The sequence below is a fragment of the Sphingomonas adhaesiva genome, from assembly GCF_036946125.1.
GTDB lineage: Bacteria > Pseudomonadota > Alphaproteobacteria > Sphingomonadales > Sphingomonadaceae > Sphingomonas > Sphingomonas adhaesiva_A.
This window is the reverse complement of record NZ_JAQIJT010000002.1, coordinates 176690-195323: the sequence shown is the minus strand read 5'-3', so window position 1 is coordinate 195323 and position 18634 is coordinate 176690. Positions and strand designations below refer to the sequence as shown.

The 18634-nt window shown below is 69.2% G+C and carries 19 protein-coding genes and 1 other annotated feature; of the genes, 5 read left to right on the top strand and 14 right to left on the bottom strand.

Translation table 11 applies throughout. From position 1 onward, the window contains the following. Window positions 1-8 precede the first annotated feature (8 nt). The 4 genes from PGN23_RS07420 to PGN23_RS07405 all read right to left on the bottom strand — a co-directional run bounded on the left by PGN23_RS07420 (window position 9) and on the right by PGN23_RS07405 (window position 5541). On the bottom strand, window positions 9-641 hold the full coding sequence (locus PGN23_RS07420) for a hypothetical protein (RefSeq protein WP_335302262.1): 633 nt from the start codon (window positions 639-641) through the stop codon (window positions 9-11). Then, the gene (locus tag PGN23_RS07415) at window positions 641-1171 is read right to left on the bottom strand and encodes a hypothetical protein (protein WP_335302261.1); all 531 of its coding nucleotides are present in this window, start codon (window positions 1169-1171) and stop codon (window positions 641-643) included. The genes PGN23_RS07420 and PGN23_RS07415 overlap by 1 nt, the downstream gene beginning before the upstream one ends. A gap of 146 nt (window positions 1172-1317) precedes the next feature. After that, the gene (locus tag PGN23_RS07410) at window positions 1318-3900 is read right to left on the bottom strand and encodes a MobA/MobL family protein (protein ID WP_335302260.1); all 2583 of its coding nucleotides are present in this window, start codon (window positions 3898-3900) and stop codon (window positions 1318-1320) included. Window positions 3901-4152: 252 nt separating this feature from the next. Beyond that, a complete protein-coding gene (locus PGN23_RS07405) occupies window positions 4153-5541 on the bottom strand; it encodes an aminotransferase-like domain-containing protein (protein ID WP_335302259.1) in 1389 nt (462 codons plus the stop codon). A 110-nt stretch (window positions 5542-5651) separates the two neighbouring features. Here PGN23_RS07405 and PGN23_RS07400 point away from each other — a divergent pair, with 110 nt between their 5' ends. Further along, complete coding sequence (locus PGN23_RS07400) at window positions 5652-6494, top strand: PhzF family phenazine biosynthesis protein (RefSeq protein WP_335302258.1); 843 nt, start codon at window positions 5652-5654, stop codon at window positions 6492-6494. After that, window positions 6494-7099, top strand: coding sequence for a DJ-1/PfpI family protein (locus PGN23_RS07395; RefSeq protein ID WP_335302257.1), 606 nt, complete (start codon window positions 6494-6496; stop codon window positions 7097-7099). Before PGN23_RS07400 ends, PGN23_RS07395 begins: the two co-directional genes overlap by 1 nt. An 8-nt stretch (window positions 7100-7107) precedes the next feature. Here the strand turns inward: PGN23_RS07395 and PGN23_RS07390 are convergent, their stop codons facing one another. From PGN23_RS07390 to PGN23_RS07375, 4 genes are all read right to left on the bottom strand, one after another. Further along, entirely contained in the window at window positions 7108-8280 is a 1173-nt protein-coding gene (locus PGN23_RS07390) for a winged helix-turn-helix domain-containing protein (RefSeq protein WP_335302256.1), read from the bottom strand. Between the two features lie 58 nt (window positions 8281-8338). Continuing rightward, window positions 8339-9361, bottom strand: coding sequence for a metallophosphoesterase (locus PGN23_RS07385; protein WP_335302255.1), 1023 nt, complete (start codon window positions 9359-9361; stop codon window positions 8339-8341). A 200-nt stretch (window positions 9362-9561) separates the two neighbouring features. Further along, window positions 9562-9816: a hypothetical protein gene (locus PGN23_RS07380; RefSeq protein ID WP_335302254.1), complete on the bottom strand. Its 255-nt coding sequence runs from the start codon at window positions 9814-9816 to the stop codon at window positions 9562-9564. Between the two features lie 47 nt (window positions 9817-9863). Then, a complete protein-coding gene (locus PGN23_RS07375) occupies window positions 9864-10103 on the bottom strand; it encodes a DUF3253 domain-containing protein (protein WP_335302253.1) in 240 nt (79 codons plus the stop codon). 87 nt (window positions 10104-10190) lie between these two features. Further along, window positions 10191-10246 (top strand) — a sequence feature (sul1 is cis-regulatory element that is thought to sense ions involved in sulfur or methionine metabolism; They are found in Alphaproteobacteria). 55 nt (window positions 10247-10301) lie between these two features. On the opposite strand from PGN23_RS07375, the gene PGN23_RS07370 reads away from it, so the two are divergent. Beyond that, window positions 10302-11798: a SulP family inorganic anion transporter gene (locus PGN23_RS07370; protein ID WP_335302252.1), complete on the top strand. Its 1497-nt coding sequence runs from the start codon at window positions 10302-10304 to the stop codon at window positions 11796-11798. A 15-nt stretch (window positions 11799-11813) separates the two neighbouring features. Here PGN23_RS07370 and PGN23_RS07365 read toward each other — a convergent pair whose 3' ends face one another. After that, window positions 11814-12536 (bottom strand): helix-turn-helix transcriptional regulator, encoded by a 723-nt coding sequence (locus PGN23_RS07365; RefSeq protein WP_335302250.1) that lies wholly within the window; start codon window positions 12534-12536, stop codon window positions 11814-11816. Between the two features lie 69 nt (window positions 12537-12605). Between PGN23_RS07365 and PGN23_RS07360 the strand changes: the two genes are divergently transcribed. Next, a complete protein-coding gene (locus PGN23_RS07360) occupies window positions 12606-13178 on the top strand; it encodes a glutathione S-transferase family protein (protein ID WP_335302249.1) in 573 nt (190 codons plus the stop codon). A gap of 68 nt (window positions 13179-13246) precedes the next feature. Here the strand turns inward: PGN23_RS07360 and PGN23_RS07355 are convergent, their stop codons facing one another. Beyond that, entirely contained in the window at window positions 13247-14149 is a 903-nt protein-coding gene (locus PGN23_RS07355; protein ID WP_335302248.1) for a LysR family transcriptional regulator, read from the bottom strand. 97 nt (window positions 14150-14246) lie between these two features. On the opposite strand from PGN23_RS07355, the gene PGN23_RS07350 reads away from it, so the two are divergent. Next, window positions 14247-15410: an MFS transporter gene (locus tag PGN23_RS07350; protein ID WP_335302247.1), complete on the top strand. Its 1164-nt coding sequence runs from the start codon at window positions 14247-14249 to the stop codon at window positions 15408-15410. A 22-nt stretch (window positions 15411-15432) separates the two neighbouring features. Here PGN23_RS07350 and PGN23_RS07345 read toward each other — a convergent pair whose 3' ends face one another. From PGN23_RS07345 to PGN23_RS07330, 4 genes are all read right to left on the bottom strand, one after another. Beyond that, window positions 15433-16086: a glutathione S-transferase family protein gene (locus tag PGN23_RS07345; RefSeq protein WP_335302246.1), complete on the bottom strand. Its 654-nt coding sequence runs from the start codon at window positions 16084-16086 to the stop codon at window positions 15433-15435. 72 nt (window positions 16087-16158) lie between these two features. Continuing rightward, on the bottom strand, window positions 16159-16716 hold the full coding sequence (locus tag PGN23_RS07340; protein ID WP_335302245.1) for a GNAT family N-acetyltransferase: 558 nt from the start codon (window positions 16714-16716) through the stop codon (window positions 16159-16161). Then, window positions 16713-17630 carry a bifunctional helix-turn-helix transcriptional regulator/GNAT family N-acetyltransferase gene (locus PGN23_RS07335; protein ID WP_335302244.1) on the bottom strand — a complete coding sequence of 306 codons (918 nt, stop codon included), beginning with the start codon at window positions 17628-17630 and terminating at the stop codon, window positions 16713-16715. Before PGN23_RS07335 ends, PGN23_RS07340 begins: the two co-directional genes overlap by 4 nt. 40 nt (window positions 17631-17670) lie before the next feature. After that, window positions 17671-18567, bottom strand: a complete 897-nt coding sequence (locus tag PGN23_RS07330) for an AraC family transcriptional regulator (protein ID WP_335302243.1) — start codon at window positions 18565-18567, stop codon at window positions 17671-17673. Window positions 18568-18634: the final 67 nt, after the last annotated feature.

The window sequence follows — 18634 nt, the reverse complement described above, 5'->3', positions numbered from 1 at the left end:
CGGCCTGCTCAGCCGGGCGCGAAGCGCGGCTCCCACTCGTCACGGAACGTCTCCCACTCGGCCTGAAAGGTAGCCTGCGCGTCATTGGCGACCAGATCGCGGTGCAGCTCGCCCCATCCGCTGGCGCGATGGACGCGCGCCAGCACGACGCAATGCGCATGCGGCCGGCGCGCCGACAATTCGTCACCCGGCATATGGACGACGGTGAGGCTGGTCAGCCGGCGGTCGAGCGCGAGATGCTGGAACGCGTACATGCCGACCAGCGACAGGATATCCGTCGCCTGCCAGCCGTGGTCGAAGCGCATGGTCAGCACCGTCGCCAGCAGCTTCTGGTGCGGCTTGACCCGGGCGTCATAGCCCTCGAACACGCTCTCCAGCGCATCCGGCTCGAGCGCGACACCGGGCGCGGGCACCAGCCGGCTGGTGGTGCAGCTGATCGGCCACAGCCCGTCCGGTCCCCAGGCCGCATCGTCCGGCCTGCTCGGCTGGAGCTTGGCGCGGGCGATGTCGGCGGTGGTGTTGCGCTTGCCCTTGGCCGTCGGCCGCAGAAGCGCGAAGCCAAAATTGGGCGACGGGCCGAGCGGATCGTCGAACAGCATGTCATCGGCCTCAGCAGGGCTGATCCACGGGAGCACGGTCATCAGCGGTCCCCCCACAACTGCGCGAGGAAGGCGTCGGCCCGGTCGAGGCCGTCGATCGCCTCCTGCTCGTCCCGCGCGGGCGGATGCGACGCGACCTGCAGCCGGCGCTCGGTCAACTGCATCGACAGGTGCGGATCGTCGCTGTCGTGCGGGTCGGGGACCAGCCACGCCTCGCCACGCGGCGACAGCCAGAGCCGCCGGCCGTGGCACCAGGCGTTCTCCTGCCGACCCCACTGGCCGTAAGCGATATAGAGGGTGCGCCGACCTTCACTCGACGCCTTGACGACGAGTGCGTCGCAACGCGCTTCGCGCATGCCCCGTTCGACGATGGCGAGATCGCCGCGCGTCGGTTCGATCGATGGGACCAGCAGGAGATCGGCGGAGGCGGCGTAGAACCATTCGCTGAACGGCGGGCGCAGCAGCAGCCGAGTCGCCGGGTCGGATTGCCAGCCCACCAGCATGGCGAGCGCCTGGGTCGCGGTCAGCGCACGCATCTGCGCCAGCGCACGCTCTTTGGTCATGATATACACAAGAAAGTCCTTGGGATTATGCGGGAGGTGGCGGGCTGCGCGCCACCCTTCCGCACCTTCATTTTCGCCTTCACGGCACAGCCGCAGGCGATTCCCAATCTTCCTTCCGCCGGCCCCGGCGGATCTTCCCGGATGCACGCGACGGGCTAGCGCTCGGGGCCCTTGGTGGGCAGACTGAGCGGTGGCGCGGGACTTGCCGGCCCCTTGGGTCCCACTATCTTCCCGCCCGCCGTCGGCAACGACGATGCCTGATCAAAGATACTGACCTTCAACTTCTCTACCGTCTCCGGCGTAGAGGGCGCGCGGTTGGTAGAAGCGTCCTTCGTCGCGATGGAAGCCGCCCGCTCCGGCCGGCTCGGTGTGACCCGGTTCGGCAGCTTGTCAGGCGGCGATCCGGAAACGTCAGGTTTCCGATGCGCCTGCCGCGCCGCGATATGCGCACTCGGGGAGGCCGTGGGCGGCGCGATGGGCGTAACAGAAGTCGTGCCCATGACCATGGACGAGAACTCCGCCTCGCCCGATTCTGGGATCGGCAGGGTTCCAACCGTCGTGGTGGACGGAGCGCTCGATGGCATCGGGCGCGGCTTGCCTGACTCGGAAGACGTGCTTGGCGTCCCCTTCGACGGAGCGGAGCCCGACAGCAACTCGCGATCGGCCCGCCGGTGCCGCTCCGCCAACAGCAGTCGCTGGAAGCTCGGTTCGTGAGCAAACTGCCGCATCAGCGTGTCGATCGCCCTTGGAACGCTGCGGCCGAGCCGCGCTTCGCCGTTATCGAAAATCAGCAGATCCCCATCAGCGGCGTGCTTGCGCAGCCAGGCGCGCAAGCGATCCCGCTTCGGACCGTCGAACCGCGACGCCGTGGCCGCCGCCGCAGGCGCATGATGGCGCGGAAGGTAAACGACCGCGTCCATGGCCGGCGCTTGCCCAACCCGTGCCGTTGCCGACAGGACGATTGCCCACTGGTCCGCTGCCCTTGCGGCGAGCGCCTCCTCCACCCGTCGCGCCGCTTCCCGCTCGTCCGGCGTAGGGCTGTTCCGCTCGACCCATGCAAGGTGCGCCCGAGCATCGGCGAGCAGTTGGTCGTCTCCCTTGCGCGGTGTCACAGGGCGCCCCGGCGTCGGGGTCAGCGTATGCACCACCGTCTCCGCCCGCGACCGCGCCATCGTGATAACGACGTCGGTGAGTTCGCGCTGAAGCCGCCGCCGGATCAGACGCCGTTCCAATCGTTCGTAGCGTTCGACCGCGGCCATGACGGCGAGATCATTCGCGACGATGGTTCGGATCAGCGCGAGTTCACTGGCGAGCGCCGCCTCCGCCTCGTTCGCACGCTTCTCGCAAGCCGCGGCCTCATCGGCGAGGATCCTCCGGGCGTTGCGCGATCCCACCTCCGTCTCGATCCCGCGTGCTTCGAGCCCGGTGGCCCGGTTGCCCATATGCTCGAGCGGGGTCAGCCCGATGTCGTTGTCGGCATAGGTCCCGTGCAGATACCGCACGACGTGCGGCCGATCGCCGACCACCTCATTGACGATCGTGATAAACCGCTCCCGCAGCAGCCCGGCGGGTGGCGCTTCGTAGCGAACCTTCTTCTGACGCTTCGGATGCGTGACCTTTCCGTTGCGTCGTTCGACATATTCGAAGTCCCAACAGCCAGGATCGTCGAGCCATTCGGCCGGGCGATCGACGCCATCGACATGCAGGTGGAAATTGCGGCGATCGTTGTGGCGGTCGGGTTGGTGGATCGCGCCGACCACCATCCAGCCGTCATCCGCCAACGTGCCGCAGAAGCGCGACAGTATCTCGTGGCGATCGAACGCTGAAAGACCATCGGGCAGTTCGCCGACGAACCGGTGCTGCGATCGTTGGGTTCGGCCCTGCTTCCACGTTACGAGATCGCGAGCGAATCGCCTGCGTTCGAACCAGTCGAGACGCTCATAGGCTTCCTCGCCGGACACCTCAGCGATGGTGACCATGCGATGCCGCTCGGGCCACCCACGCTCGATCGCCTCCCGCTCGACCTCGGCCGCTTCCGCCTGCAATCGCCGCGTCATCTCGCGGAACCAGGTCGGGGCACCGCCGAACTTCAGCTGATATTCGAAACTGGTGACCTGCGCGGTCGAGGCCTGAAGCAGATGCGACTTCGGCGGCGGTGCGGCGCGTTCGGCCGCCTCGAACAGGCTGCGTGCCCGGTCCCAGCCGCCCGGGATGTTGGTATAGCAGGCGAGCTCGTTCTTCTCTGCCCGGAGATGCTGCTCGTCCAGCATGTCGAGCAGCATCTCGCCGGCCGGATCGTCGACGCCGGTCTCGCGCCGGATATAGTCGATATGGGTCGCCAGTCCGATCCTTGCCCCATCGGTCACATAGTCGAAGTGTGCCGCGGCGCTCATCCCCCCGCCGCCGCAGCGCGGATGAGCGACGCCGTTCCGGGACGGCGGGTGGATCGCCACGATCGCCTTCACGTCGAAGTGTGGCACCCGGAACCCGCCCGTCTGCCGATCGCGGCGGGTCAGCGGGCTGGCGGCATGGAAGTCCACCGTCCGCTCGCGGCCGGCTGTAAGCGGGCGGACTTGCAAACCGCGGCCCTCGCGATCGTCGCCCTGCGCGCGGAAGCCGGTCCGCTTCAGGGACCCGGCAATCGCTTCCTCGTCCTCGCGCCGCTGCCGGGCGAGAAGCGCACGCACGTGGTGCGCGAACACCGCAGGCTCTTCACCGATGGACCCGGACGTCGACATGCCCCTGATTGTCGACGCGCCCCGCGGACCACACAATACCCCTCTCGAACCGCCTTCCGGAAACCGTCAGGTTGGAGGACCCGCCGCGGCCGATCAGGCACCGGCGGCGCACCGCAATTTGGCCGCCCCGCCAAATTGCGCTGTTGCGCCTGAATTTCCTCCTCCCTCACTATGCGGCCGCTTTCCTCGTCGCTCACCGACTTGCGCGTACCACTTATCGGAACAACGCGATGGCCACGTTCGCGTCGGCGGCTATCGGTGCGCGCGTTCCAGGAAAGCGGACAGGCGATCGTCGTCGCTCATAGCGACGTTGAACCGCATGTGGTCGCGCCACCCGCCGCTGGTGCTGAACACCGGGCCGGGCGCCAGCACGATGCCGTCGCCGATGGCACGGCGGGCCAAGTCGACGGCATCGACACCGTCCGCCAGCCGCGCCCACAGGAAGATGCCCGCCGCCGGCTCGATCCACGGCTCGATGCCGGCCGCGCGCAGCCGTTTGCTCACCCGCGCCGTGGCCCGCGCGAGCCGGGTGCGCACGCCCTCGACATGGCGGCGATAGCTGCCGTCGGTCAGCACGGCATGGAGCAGGTTGGCCGCCAGCGGACTACCGGCCATCGAGGTCGCGATGCGCAGGTCGGCGAGCGCCTCGATCCAGTCGGGCCGCGCGGCGATGTGCCCGCAGCGCACCGCCGCCGACAGCGACTTGGAGAAGCTGCCGATCCGGATCGTCCGGTCGAGCCCGTCGAACGCCGCCAGTCGCGGCGATGCCGCATGCTCGAAATCGGCGAAGATGTCGTCCTCGACGACAGTCATGTCGTGGGCCTCGGCGATCTTGAGCAGGCGGTGCGCGGTCGGCGCGCCGAGCGAGGTGCCGGTCGGGTTATGGATGCCGGAGTTGGTCAGATAGAAACGCGGACGATGCACCGCGGCTGCCTCGGCGAAGGCGGAGACATCGGGGCCCGTCGGCGTCATCGGCACGCCGATTACCTTGGCCCGGTGCGCCCGCAGCAGCGCGAGGAAGTTGAAGTAACAGGGATCGTCGACCAGCACGGCGTCGCCCGGTTGCAGCAGGAAGCGACAGACGAGATCGAGCGCATGGGTGCCGCTATCGGTCAGCAGGATCTGGTCGGGGCCGGCCTCGATCCCCTGATCCGCCATCCTGCGGGCCAAGAGGACGCGAAGCTGCAGCGAGCCGCGTGGCGAGGCATAGCCGGCCAGCACGCCGTCGCCGCCGGCCCGCGCAGCGGCGCGCATCGCCTTGCGAAGTGCTTCGCTCGCCAACCAGTCGTCCGGCAGCCAGCCGCATCCCGGCATCAGGTCATGCCGTTGTTCGCCCAGCGACTGTCGCAGCATCCACAACGGATCGACCTCGCGCTCCTGCGTGGCGCCGAGCCGATCCAGCGCCAGCGGTGCGAGCGGCGCGGCGACATAGAAGCCCGACCCGGGACGCGACCGGATCACCCCCTCGGCAGCTAGCCGGTCATAGGCGTCAACCACCGTCGAGCGCGCGACGTTGCTCGTCTCCGCCATCGCGCGGATCGACGGGAGCCGCGCGCCCGGCGTCAACGCCCGCGCCTCGATGCGGTCGCGGATCGTGCGCGCCACCATGCCGGTGCGGGTCTTGTCGGCCTGGATGCCCATCGTGCTGCTGTTTCCACCAATACAGTTCGGCACGATCGTATCGGTCCGTGCCTGTTCGCATCAGCCGCCGCGGGGTAGCACGCGTCACCATTTGCAGGAGAACCGAGACCGTGACCCGCCCCTTCCGCCTCGTCGACGTGTTCGGCACCGATCCGCTGACCGGCAATCCACTGGCGGTCATCGCCGACGCCGAGGGTCTGTCTTCGCAGGAGATGCAGGCGATCGCCGGCTGGCTCAACTTCTCGGAGACGACCTTCCTGTTGCCGCCGACCGATCCGGCCGCTGACTATCGCGTCCGGATCTTCACCATGGCCCATGAGCTGCCCTTTGCCGGCCACCCGACGCTGGGCAGCGCGCATGCGTGGTCGGAAGCCGGTGGTCAGCCCAGGCAGGAGGGCGTGATCGTGCAGGAATGCGGCGTCGGACTGGTGACGATCCGGCGCGATGGCGATCAGCTTGCTTTTGCCGCCCCACCGCTGCTGCGCGGCGGCACGCCGACCGAGGCCGAGATCGCCCAAGTCGCCGAGTTGCTGCGGATCGACCGCGCGGCGATCGTCGATGCTGCCTGGGCGGACAATGGCCCCGGCTGGATCGCGGTTCTGCTGGAATCGGCCGAGGCGGTGCTGGCGGTCGAACCGGCGCGGCATCACCCGGAGCATATCGACATCGGCATCGTCGGGCCGCACGTCCCCGGTGGCGACGTGGCGTTCGAACTGCGTGCCCTCTTCACCGACGCGCATGGCGGGCTGATCGAAGATCCGGTCACCGGCAGCCTCAACGCCTCGGTCGGTCAGTGGCTGTTCGCCAGCGGCCGCGCGAGCGGCAGCTACGTCGCCGCGCAAGGCACCCGGCTGGGACGCACCGGGCGCATCCACGTCTCGCAGGACGACACCGGACAGGTCTGGGTCGCCGGCGCGACGAGGACCATGTTCAGCGGTTCGGTGCACGGCTGATGCAGGTCGCGATCCTCACCTTCGACGGCTTCAACGAGCTCGACTCGTTCGTCGCCGCCGCGATCCTCAACCGGCTGCGCCCGCATGGCTGGACCGCGCACATCACCGCGCCGACCGCGACGGTGACGTCGCCGAACGGCGTCATCGTGCACCGCCAACGCCCGCTCGAATTCGTCGAGGAGGCGGACGCGGTCCTGATCGGCAGCGGCTATTGCACACGCGAGATCGCCGCCGATCCGGCAATGCTGGCGCGCCTGCGCCTCGATCCGGCGAGGCAACTCATCGCGGCGCAATGTTCGGGCACGCTGCTGCTGGCGAAGCTGGGACTGATCGGCGATCTGCCGGCCTGCACCGATCTCACCACCAAGCCGTGGGTCGTCGAGGCGGGCGTCACGGTCATCGACGCCCCTTTCGCCGCGCATGGCAACGTCGCCACGGCCGGCGGCTGCCTCGCGGCACCGTACCTCGCCGCCTGGATGATCGCGCGCGGCGGCTCGCCCGACTTGGCGCGCGAGGCGCTGCACTATGTCGCGCCGGTCGGTGAAAAGGACCGGTTCGTGGATCACGCCTTGGCCGTGATCGCAGGCGAGCTCGCCGACGCTTGAATGACGGATCAACTGGGACGTACGATCGCCCCGATGCGAACACCCGACAGGCCGAGCCATGTCGCCATGCGCTCCAGTTCGACGTCCAGGCGCGGCAGCGTATCGTCGGGCGCCCCTGGCTCAAGCGTGATGCGATGCGCCAGCAGCACGCCCGCTTGCCGGTCCGCCTTGAGGTCGACCCGGGCGACCAACGCCTCGTCCAGCAGGAACGGCAGCACGTAATAGCCGTGGGTGCGCCGGTCCTGCGGCACGTAGATCTCGATCCGGTAGCGGAAGCCGAACAACCGCTCGGTGCGGCTGCGTTCCCAGATCAGTGGATCGAACGGCGCCAGCAAGGCCGCCCCGCGCACCCGCCGGGGCGGCGAAGCGTCGCGGTGCCGCCACGTCTTCTGGCTCCAGCCTTCGACACGGACGGGGACCAGCACGCCATCCTCCGCCAGATCGGCGATGGCGTGATCGGCCTCGTCGGGCTTCAGCCGGTAGTAGTCGCGCAGGTCGGCCGCGGTCGCGATGCCGAGCGCCCGCGCGCTACGCTCGATCAGCGCACGCTGCGCCTCGGCGACGGTCGGCGTCGGCATGGCGAGAATGGCCGCGGGCAGCACCCGCTCTGGCAGGTCGTACACCCGCGCGAAGCTGCCCCGCCGTGTTGCGATCGTGATCCGGCCCGACCAGAACAGCCATTCGAGCGCGTGCTTGACGTCGCTCCATTCCCACCAGCCGCTGCGGCTTGTGCCGTTCTCGAAGTCGGCGGCGGTCAGCGGGCCCTCGGCGGCGACGCGGGCAAGCACGGCGTCCGCCTCGCGACGGCGCTCGGTGGCGAAGCGACGCAGCGCGCGATAGCCGATCTCGCCCCGGTCGGCGCGCGCCATCCGCCAACGCAGGAACGGATGAAGGTCGAGCGGCAGCAACGACGCCTCATGCGCCCAATATTCGAAGAACCGGCGCTGACGCTTCGGACCCCAGGCGGAGCCTTCGAGCAGCGAGCGATCATAATCGCCGAGCCGGGAGAAGGCCGGCAGGTAATGCGCGCGAGCGAGGACGTTGACGCTATCGATCTGGAACAGGCCGGTGCGATCGGCGACCTGGCGAAGGTGCGCCGCGGTGACCCGTGGCGGCTGTGGCCGGCCGAAGCTCTGCGCCTTGAGGGCCATGCGTCGCGCGTCGGCCAGCGAGATGGTCATAGGGCGCTGATGGTGGCGGTCCGGCGCGACCGTCAATAGTTGCGGCGGCATCGATCCGTCACGACTTCGCCCGCAAGGTGACGCGGGTCATCTCCGACGGCACACCGAGGCGGAGCGCGAAGCCCGGCCACAGCCCGGTGCCGTTGCTGACGTAGAGGGTCATGTCGCCGACCTGATAGCGGTCCGCGACGAAACCGGCGTTGGCGCGGGCGACGAGCCGGTCCAGACCGACGATCATGCCGCCATGCGTGTGGCCGGACAATTGGAGCGCGACGCCCTTCGCCGCAGCGTCCCGGGCCCGCCGCGGCTGATGATCGAGGAGGACGATCGGCGCCCCGGCCGGCGCACCACGCAGCGCCAGCCCCACGTCCGGGGCTGCCTCGCCGACGCTCGGGGCGGACAGGTCGGTCACGCCCGCGATGACGAGTTCCGCGCCACCGCGCCGGACGACGGTATGGGCATTCGGCAGCATCCGGAAACCGAGTGAGGTCAGGTGCCGCATCCACGCGCCGTAATCGAAGAAATATTCGTGGTTGCCGGGTATCGCCCAGACGCCGTCGGGAGCTTCAAGCGCTTGAAGCGGCGCCACATCCTCGCGTCGCATGTCGACCGAGCCATCGATGAAATCACCCGTGACGACGATCACGTCGCTGCCCGCCGCATTGGCGCGCGCCACGACAGCGCTGGCCCAGGCGGCCGGGAACAGCTTGCTGATATGAAGATCGGTCAGTTGAAGGATGCGATATCCCTGGAACTGCGGCGGCAGACCCGCGATCGCCACTTCGACGTCCCTGATCGGCGGCACCCGCACCGCATTGGCGACCGCGATCGCGCTGGCCAGCGTCGCCAGACCGACTGCCCCATAGCGCGCCGCATCCGGTAACCCGGCGCGCTGCCATCGGACGACGGCCGTCGCCAGCAAGCCGAGATCGAGAACGATCTGAAGGATCATCAGCAGCACCAGCGCGCCGAAGGCCCAGTTGAAGAGGATCACGATCGGGCGCGGGAACTCGGGTGCGAAGACCGATCCCGAGGATAGCCGGCTCCAGAGGTGATATTGCGACACGCCCAGCAGGAGCACCGCCACGACGACCTTGCTCCACAACGGCAGCGCCAGCGGCCAGAGGGTGCGGGACGCGACGTAGAGCGCCGGGATCAGGAAGATGAGGAAGATGATCGGCATCCTTCAGGGAGCATCGGCAAGCGGCTGCCGGTAATCGCAACACCTTAACGCCGCCCGGCGCGGGAGGCGACCAGCGATCGGCCTCCCGATGCAGGGCGTCAATGTTCGGTGAGCTCGGCTATCTCGAAATCGAAGCTGCGCCAGCCGTAGCGCCTCGCGGCCTGTTCGGTCAGCGCCTTCTTGCTCGCCGCCTCGCGGGCGGAGGTGGCGTGCCCCCAGAACACCTCGGTCTTTCCATCGCGCAGATGCGCGACGATCCGCCAGTAATGCGTGAACGGCGCGGCGGTGGGACCGATCGTCTTCACATAACCATCCGCCATCGTCGCGGTCAGGTAGCGCTTCTTTCTCGCCATCTCCGGGCGATACCGCACTCCCGATCGACGCGGGAGGGGAACCGGCCTCAATCGTTGCCGGAAAGGGCGATCCTGTAGGGTCCCGATCGCGTCGCCAACCGCTGCCCCTTCCAGCTCAGCCGCACCGCCCCGTCGCGGACCAGCCCGTCGATCGCCGCGTGCACGGACGGCATCGCAGCGCGCCAGTCGTCCCGGGAAAGGGCGCGTGCCACTTCGCTCGGGCAGATCGTCGCGCCTGCGCGTCGGCGCGCGAGTAGATCCAGTGTCGCGGCGCGCGGATCGATCATCCGCGTTACCTTGGCCCCGCACGCCCCCGGGTCAAGTCGCAGGCGGTTGCGCCGACCAGTGCGGCTCGCCTATGGGGCGGTCATTCGCAAGGACCCGGTGAAATCCCGGGTGGCTATTCCGGCCGCCGATCCGCCGGACAACAACACGCACCCGATGAGATGCGCCGCCCGGCGCCCGTGCCCTGTTGTGGACATTCGATGACCTTCGACTTCGCTACCTATCGCCGCCAGTGGTTCACTGACGGCACCGCCGCCCGCCGCGACATCCTTGCCGGCATCGTCGTCGCACTCGCGCTGATCCCGGAGGCGATCGGCTTCTCGATCATCGCCGGGGTCGATCCGCGCGTCGGCCTCTACGCCTCGGTCGCGATCGCGATCACCATCGCGCTGATCGGCGGACGACCGGGCATGATCTCCGCCGCCACCGCGGCCGTCGCCGTGCTCGTCGGCCCGCTGGTGCGCGATCACGGTGTCGAATACCTCTTCGCCGCGACGATCGTGATGGGGCTGATCCAGATCGTCGCCGGGCTGCTGCGGCTCGACCTGCTGATGCAGTTCGTGTCGCGCTCGGTCATCACCGGCTTCGTCAACGCATTGGCGATCCTGATCTTCATGGCGCAGCTTCCGCAACTGACCGGCGTCGGCTGGCAGACCTATGCGATGGTCGCGGGCGGGCTGGCGATCATCTACGGCGTGCCGCGCGTGACGAAGGCGGTGCCGTCGCCGCTGGTGGCGATCCTGGTGCTAAGCGCGATCAGCATCGGGTTCGGGCTGCCGGTGAACACGGTCGGCGACATGGGGCGACTGCCCGACGGCCTGCCGAGCCTCGCCTGGCCGCAGGTGCCGCTGACGGTCGACACGTTGCGGATCATCCTGCCCTATTCGCTGGCGATGGCCGCCGTCGGCCTGCTCGAATCGCTGCTGACCGCGCAGATCGTCGACGACATGACCGACACCGACAGCGACAAGCGTCGCGAATGTGCCGGACAGGGCGGCGCCAACATCGTCGCCGCACTGTTCGGCGGCATGGGCGGCTGCGCCATGATCGGCCAGTCGGTCATCAACGTCACCTCGGGCGGGCGCGGGCGGCTGTCGACCTTCGTCGCGGGCGCGTTCCTCCTGTTCCTGTTGGCGGTCTTGGGGCCGTTCGTCGGGCGGGTGCCGATGCCGGCGCTGGTGGCCGTCATGGTCATGGTGTCGATCGGCACCTTCAGCTGGAACTCGATTCCGAACCTGCGGCGGCATCCGCCCACGTCGTCGGTGGTCATGCTGACGACGGTGGTGGTGGTCGTCGCCACGCGCGACCTGTCGCTGGGCGTGCTGGCCGGCGTGCTGCTGTCGGGCATCTTCTTCGCCGGAAAGGTGCAGCGCATGTTCTCGGTCGAGCGATCGGTATCACCGGACGGCACGGAGGCGACCTACCGTGTGGCAGGCGAGATCTTCTTCGCCTCGGTCGATCGGTTCACCCGCGCCTTCCAGGCCGGGGACAGCGCCAGCCGCATCGTCATCGACGTGACCGCGGCGCATTTCTGGGACATCTCGGGTGTCGGCGCGCTGGACAAGATCGTCGCCCGGCTACGCCGCGAAGGGCGCTTGGTCGAGGTGGTCGGCTACAATCGGGCGAGCGCCGACCTGATCGACCGCTTCGCGCTCCACGACAAGACCGGCGTGGAGATGGGGCTCGCGCCGCACTGAGCGGTGTCGGCCGCGCTACGATCGCGGGCGCGCCTCTTCCTCCTGCCGCTTCCACTCCGCGGTCCGTAGCACGACATAGTCGCGCAGAAGTTGCACCCGGCGGGGGCGGAAACTGCTCCCGCCGCGCGCCAGCGCCTCGATCCGCGGCACCTCGAACGTCCGGTGCGCCTCGCGCAACAGGCACCAGCCCACCAGCATCAGCGTCTTCGGGCTGTAGGACAGGCCCAGCGGCAGGATCTCGCGCTCGGTCCGCCGCCCGCTCTTGTCGCGATAGGCGATGCGGACGCTAAACTCGTCCCAACAGGCTTCGCGCAGGAGGTCGAGGTCGATCGTGATGGCGGCGCGCGGCTCTGGCGGGCGCCACGATCGCATCGTCGCATGCGCGGCCTGCCGCGCCTGCCGGTCGGGCAAGGTGGCGACGATCCGCGCGAGCGCATTGCGCCCCGCCGTCGCCAGCGCCTCGTCGCCGAAGTCGCCGAGGCTCGCGGCCCCGAGCATCAGCGCCTCGATCTCCAGCCGGGAGAAGCTCTGCGGCGGCAACGCCGGATCCTCGGTCAGCGTGTAGCCGTAGCCCGCCGTCCCGTCTATCAGCACCCCGCCCGCGCGCAGCGTCGCGATGTCGCGGTAGAGCTGCCGCGTCGACACCTCGGTCTCCCTCGCGAGGCGGGTCGCGGTCACCGGCTTCGGCAGCCGCCGCAACGCGTCGAGCAACCGCATCAGGCGATCCGATCGTGCCATCCCTGCTGCCCGAAATTGTCAGGAGTCGCCCGGTAAATGGACGGCGTCATCCAACGCAAGGAGCAATCGATGCGCACCCTCTATTACTCGCCCAATTCCCGGTCCGACACGGTCGTCGCGCTCGTCGGGATGCTCGGCGCCGACATCGGGATGCGCGAGGTCAGCATCGCGCGACAGGACGGATCGGGCAGCCGCGATTCCGCCAATCCGCACCCGGAGGGCAAGGTGCCCTATCTGACCGATGGCGACGATGCGGTGCGCGAGCGCGGCGCGATCATGCTCTATCTGACCGACGCCTATCCCGATGCCGGCCTGGGGCCGCTGCCCGACGAGGCGGGGCGCGGCGCCTATCTGTCGTGGCTGTTCTACTATCAGGGCGTCATCGAACCGCTGCTGATCCTGAAATGGGCGGATGTCAGCCACCCCGCGATCACCGCAGGCTTGCGCGATTTCGACACGATGATCGAGCGACTGGCCGAGCCGCTGCGCAAGGGGCCGTGGCTGCTCGGCGAGCGCTTCTCCGCGGCCGACATGCTGTGCAGTTCGCCCTTCTTCTGGTTCACCGACATGATGCCCGCCGACCCGGCCATTCGTGACTGGGTCGCGCGGTGCGGCGAACGCATGGGCAGCGACGGGAAATAGCCACCCGTCGACATCGGCGGCGGCCCGGTGCGCGATGCACCGGGCGGCAGAAGCGAGTCGGGAACCTCCTATTCGACCCGGCCAGCGAGCCGCTCGACCAGGAAGTCGACGAACACCCGCACCCGTGCCGGCGTCGTCGACCCGCCGACGAACAGCGCGTGGAGCGGCTCGCGGTCCTCCGGGTTGAACGCCTCCAGCAGCGGCACCAATGCGCCGCTGGCGATATCCTCCTCCACCGCGAACCGTCCGACCCGTGCGATGCCGACGCCCGCACGGGCAAGCTGCGCCAGCGACTCCCCGTTGTTCGCCTCGATCGATCCCGTCACCGCCAGCGCGCGGTCTTGCCCGTCCTCGCGAAACGGCCAGCCGGGTTCGGCGCGGCGGAAGTTGAAGCTCAGGCAGTTGTGGGCGGCAAGGTCGTCGGGCACCTGCGGCGTGCCCGCGCGGGCGAGATAATCGGGCGAAGCGACCACCACCCGCCCCGTCTCCCCCAGCTTGCGGGCGGTGAGCGGGCTGTCGGCGAGCTGGCCGAAGCGCACCGCGACGTCGGCCTGCCCGCCCAGCACGTCGACGATCCGGTCCGACAGGTTCAGGTCGACCAGGATGCCGGGATAGCGCGCGGTGAAGTCGCCGAGCAGCGGCACGACATAGAGCCGTCCGTGCGCCAGCGAGGCGGTGACACGCAGCCGCCCACGCGGCGACGCCTGATCGGCGATGGCATCCTCGACCTCGGCCATGTCGGCGAGGATGCGGAGTGCGGCGCGCAGATAGGCTTGGCCCTCGGCGGTCAGCGCCAGCGCGCGCGTTGTGCGAACCAGCAGCCGTACGCCCAGCCGCGTCTCGATCCGCGCGACGATCCGGCTGACTGCGGACGGCGTCAGTCCCAAGCTGCGGGCGGCAGCGGACAGGCTGCCATGTTCCGCGACGGCGGCGAACACCGCCATCTCGCCCGATCGTCCGGTCACGTCCATCTGTGACTCCCAAGCACAAGAGCTGGTCCCATTCTGCGGCTACACGGTTCGCACGCAAGTCATCATCTCACGCGGAGCAACAACGAAAGGCGGGCGCGTGCGGCTCCATCCACCCCTTCTGGCGCTGGCGATCGGCGCCTTCGGCATCGGCGTGACCGAATTCGCGCCCATGGGCATGCTGCCGGACATCGCGGGCGACCTCGGCGTGTCGATCCCCGCCGCCGGCCTGCTGGTCAGCGCCTATGCGATGGGCGTGCTGATCGGCGCGCCGCTGATGACGCTGACCACCGGCCGGATCGACCGGCGGACGCTGCTGATCGCGCTGATGGGCATCTTCACGCTCGGCAATGCGCTGTCGGCGCTGGCGGACGGATACTGGATGCTGATGGCGGCGCGGGTTGTCACCTCGTTCAACCATGGCGCCTTCTTCGGCGTCGGATCGGTGGTGGCCGCCGGCCTCGTGCCTGCGGACAAACGCGCCGGCGCAGTCGCGGCGATGTTCACCGGCCTAACCGTCGCGACGATCGGCGGCGTGCCGCTGGCGACCTGGGCGAGCGAGGTGCTCGGCTGGCGCACCGCCTTTGCCGGCATCGCAGGCGTGGGTGCGGTCGCGATGCTGTCGCTGCGCCTCGCGCTGCCGGCACTGCCGCCGGCGGAGGGCGGCGACATGCGTGCCGAACTACGCGTGCTGAAGCGTGGGCCGGTGCTGACGGCGCTGGCGCTGACCACGATCGGCTTCGGCGGCGTGTTCACCGTCTTTACCTATATCGTGCCGATCCTGCGCGACGTGACGCACGGCTCCACCGGCTACGTCACCGCGATGCTGATGCTGTTCGGCGTCGGCGCGACGATCGGCAATGCGCTGGGCGGACGATTGGCCGACCGTTCGGTGGACCGCGCGTTGACGATGATGCTGCTCGCGCTGGCCGTCACGCTGCTGGTCTTCACCGTGCTGATGCAGTGGCCGGTCCCCGCTGCCGCCGCGATCCTGATCTGGGGCATCGCCAGCTTCGCGATCGTCCCGCCCTTGCAGATGCGGGTGATGGATGCGGCGGCCGACGCGCCGAACCTCGCCTCCGCGATGAACATCGGCGCGTTCAACCTGGGCAACGCCATCGGCGCGGCACTGGGTGGCGGGGTCATCGGCGCCGGATTGGCTCTGCCGATCGTATCGCTGGCAGGCGCCGCGATGGCGGCCGTCGCGTTGGCGATGCTGCTGGTGTTCCGGCGTCAGCCCCGCGTCGCTGCGTGCCCGGCCTGAACGGCGGCGGCGGCGATGCGTATCAGGCGTCGGGTGGCAGTGTCAGTCCCTCGCGCTCGAACGCTCGCTGCACCGCCGGCCGCGTCGCCATCCGCCGTGCGTGCGCGGTCCAGTCCGGGAACTCGCGCGCCATGTCGAAGCCGAGCACGGACCCGCGCCCCCATGTCCAGAACACCAGCAGATAGGCGTCGGCCACCGTGTAGCGCTCGCCGATCGCCCATGGTCCGGCGCCGAGCCGGGCGTCCACCGCCTGCCACAGCTCGCGGCAGGTCTGCATGCCCTTCGCTCGAACCTCCGCCAGCGCCGCCTCGCTGTCGGCATAGCGTTCCGCGCGGCGGACATGAGCGTAGGCGACATGGACGGTCGAGGCGATCCAGCCGAGCCATTCCACGACACGCGCCTGATCGCGCAGATCCTGGGGCCACAGATTCGCCTCCGGAAAGGAGCGCGCGATGAACTGGAGGATGGCCGGGTTTTCGGTCAGCACCCAGTCGTCGACCGCCAGTGCCGGCACGCGCCCCTTTGGATTGATGCGCAGATATTTGGGCATGCGTTGTTCGCCCGACGCCATGTCGACCCGGACCGGCTCGAACGGCGCACCGCTCTCTTCCAGCGCGATGTGCGGTGCCAGCGAGCAAGCGCCACTGGCGTAGAAGAGCCGCAACGGCGTGGACATTGGCGATCCCCTTTCGATATCGACACCCAGGCTATCGTGCGACCACGCCGCAGGGAAGCGCGGGCAACCGGGTCACCCGCCGGCTCCGGCCGGGCGAAGGGCCTTCCGCATCCGGATCAGCGGCACGATGACGCCATCCACATCCGCGTCGGCGCGTTCGAGCGGGCCATAGCCGCACGCGGCGTAGAGCCGCTCGCCGCTGGCTGTGCTCATCAGTTCGCCGGCCGTGAAACCCGCCTCCGCGGCGGCCTGCTCGCACCGGTCGAGCACCATGCGGCCGATGCCGCGCCGGACATGATCGGGGTGGGTGTACATCGCGCGAATGCGGGCGGCGTCCGTCGTCGGATCGAGCAGTGCCGGGTCACGCAGGGCGGCGCTGTGATCGCCGCCATAGAGCGTCGCGCGCCGGCTCCATCCGCCGCAGCCGACCGCTACGCCCTCCTCCTCGACGATGAAATAAGTCCCGTCGCGCACCAATTGCGTATCCAGCCCCATCACGGCCCGGCTCGCGACGACTTGGGCGGGTGTCAACACTGCCGCCTGACCGCGCTCGATCGCCAGCGTCATCAGGTCGCGCAGCGCGTCCAGATCGTCTTCCACGGCCAGGCGGATCGTCAGCGCACCGCTCATGCCACCAGCTCCAGCCGCCACGTCTCTCCCTGCAGCGGCTCGCCGAAACGATCGTGCATCGCCGTCTCGACACAGCGGAAGCCCTGCGCGGCATAGATGCGGCGGGCGGATTCCAGCACGGTATGCGTCCACAACGTCAGCGCGGTATAGCCGGTCTCGCGCGCGAAGCCGATGCATCGCGCGACCAGCGCCTCTCCGATCCCGCGCCGCCGCGCGAACGGCTCGACGTGGAGCAGGCGCAGGCGGGCGAGACCGTCACCCTCGTCGGTCACGAACACCGCCCCGGCCATCACGCCGTCGATCTCCGCGACCCAGCATTGCTCGCGGGCGGGATCGAAGTCGCGCAGGAAGGCCGTGGTCACCTCGCCCTCGATCACCTCGAGCTCGCGGCCCCAGCCGTGGCTTTCGGCGTAGAGGACCGATTGCCGGGCGGCGATCAGCGCCGGCTCACCCGTGCGGAACGGGCGGATACGGAACGGTCCGCCCGACGCCGGGTCGAGCAGCAGGCGGGCGCGGGTCAGTGCCTCGACCAGGTCGCGCCGGCTCGTGCCCGGCACCTCGTCAAGAAGATCGCTGACCGCCGCGCGCTGGCGCTCGTCGACGATCGCGAAGGCGTCGCGCCCTGCCTCGGTCAGCCGCAGGTCGCGGGCGCGCGCATCATCCGCCCGCACCACGCGAACCACCCAGCCACGCGCCTGGAACCGCGCGATCATGCGGCTGAGATAGCCTGCGTCCATGTCCAGCACGTCCTGCAACACGCTGGCGGTGACCGGCTCACGTGTCGCGATCTCGAACAGCAGCCGCGCTTCGGGCAGGCTCGCATCGGTGCCGAGGAAGCGCGTGTCCAGCGCGCCGATCGTCTGCGTGTAGAAGCGGTTGAACCGGCGGACCGCGGTGACGTCTGCGTCTTCCATGGTCGTCATGCTGGACCTAGTTACTTGACGGAGTCAAGTATCACGGCAGCGCTGGCTCCGGCACGAGTTGCGCGCGGATCGCGGCGGCATCCCGGCCCGGCGGCGCGCCGAACAGGCGGCGGTAGTCGCGGCTGAACTGCGACAGGCTCTCGTAGCCGATCGCGAAGCCGACGCGGGCGACCTCCTCGGCGGCGATCAGGCGGCGGCGGGCTTCCTGTAGGCGGACCTGCTTCTGGAACTGCACCGGGGTCATCGTCGTCACCGCCTTGAAGTGGCGGTGGAAGCCGGGGACACTCATGCCGGCCAGCGCCGCCAGATCGGCCACACGCAAGGTCTCGGTATAATGGTCGCGGATGTGGGCGGTGGCGCGGCCGATCCGGGCGGCATGGGTATCGGCGAGCCCGATCTGGCGCAGCGCCGGTCCCAGCGCACCGCCGAGCAGTCGCCAGACGATCTCGCGTCGGATCAGTGGTGCCAGCACCTGTGCGTCGCGTGGGGCATCGAGCAGGTCGAGCAGCCGCCTGAGAGGATCGCACACCGCCGGATCGTGGTCGGCGGTCGAGAGGGCGGCAAAGGCGGGCGCGTCCACCAGCGCCCCGGCCTGTTCGGCGAGCAGTTCCGTGACCATCGCCGGATCGATCGCCAGCGACAGCGCGAGATAGGGCGCCTCCACGCTCGCCTGTGTGATCCGCGCTGCCACCGGCAGATCGACCGAGGCGAGCAGGCACTGGCCGGCGGCGTAGCGATAGGGCGTCTCGCCGAGCATCGTCGTCTTGGCGCCCTGCACCACGAGGCAGAAGGACGGGCGATAGACCGAGCGGATGATGCCGCTCGGCGTCTCGGCGCGGGTGAGCAGCAGCCCGTCGATCGGGGTCTCGCGGCCATGTGCGAACCAGTGGCGCTCGATCAGCGGGGCAAGGTCGGTCAGCGTCGTCATCGATCGTAAGCTAACGCGTGATCCGCGCCGATGCACCGGCCTGCTCGTCACGTTGATAGGATCGGGC

Excerpts from the sequence above, each read along its gene's own strand:
- PGN23_RS07420 (WP_335302262.1), bottom strand. The coding sequence starts at position 641 with ATGACCGTGCTCCCGTGGATCAGCCCTGCTGAGGCCGATGACATGCTG.
- PGN23_RS07410 (WP_335302260.1), bottom strand. The coding sequence starts at position 3,900 with ATGTCGACGTCCGGGTCCATCGGTGAAGAGCCTGCGGTGTTCGCGCAC.
- PGN23_RS07405 (WP_335302259.1), bottom strand. The coding sequence starts at position 5,541 with ATGGGCATCCAGGCCGACAAGACCCGCACCGGCATGGTGGCGCGCACG.
- PGN23_RS07395 (WP_335302257.1), top strand. The coding sequence starts at position 6,494 with ATGCAGGTCGCGATCCTCACCTTCGACGGCTTCAACGAGCTCGACTCG.
- PGN23_RS07390 (WP_335302256.1), bottom strand. The coding sequence starts at position 8,280 with ATGACCATCTCGCTGGCCGACGCGCGACGCATGGCCCTCAAGGCGCAG.
- PGN23_RS07380 (WP_335302254.1), bottom strand. The coding sequence starts at position 9,816 with ATGGCGAGAAAGAAGCGCTACCTGACCGCGACGATGGCGGATGGTTAT.
- PGN23_RS07375 (WP_335302253.1), bottom strand. The coding sequence starts at position 10,103 with ATGATCGATCCGCGCGCCGCGACACTGGATCTACTCGCGCGCCGACGC.
- PGN23_RS07370 (WP_335302252.1), top strand. The coding sequence starts at position 10,302 with ATGACCTTCGACTTCGCTACCTATCGCCGCCAGTGGTTCACTGACGGC.
- PGN23_RS07365 (WP_335302250.1), bottom strand. The coding sequence starts at position 12,536 with ATGGCACGATCGGATCGCCTGATGCGGTTGCTCGACGCGTTGCGGCGG.
- PGN23_RS07360 (WP_335302249.1), top strand. The coding sequence starts at position 12,606 with ATGCGCACCCTCTATTACTCGCCCAATTCCCGGTCCGACACGGTCGTC.
- PGN23_RS07355 (WP_335302248.1), bottom strand. The coding sequence starts at position 14,149 with ATGGACGTGACCGGACGATCGGGCGAGATGGCGGTGTTCGCCGCCGTC.
- PGN23_RS07345 (WP_335302246.1), bottom strand. The coding sequence starts at position 16,086 with ATGTCCACGCCGTTGCGGCTCTTCTACGCCAGTGGCGCTTGCTCGCTG.
- PGN23_RS07340 (WP_335302245.1), bottom strand. The coding sequence starts at position 16,716 with ATGAGCGGTGCGCTGACGATCCGCCTGGCCGTGGAAGACGATCTGGAC.
- PGN23_RS07335 (WP_335302244.1), bottom strand. The coding sequence starts at position 17,630 with ATGGAAGACGCAGACGTCACCGCGGTCCGCCGGTTCAACCGCTTCTAC.
- PGN23_RS07330 (WP_335302243.1), bottom strand. The coding sequence starts at position 18,567 with ATGACGACGCTGACCGACCTTGCCCCGCTGATCGAGCGCCACTGGTTC.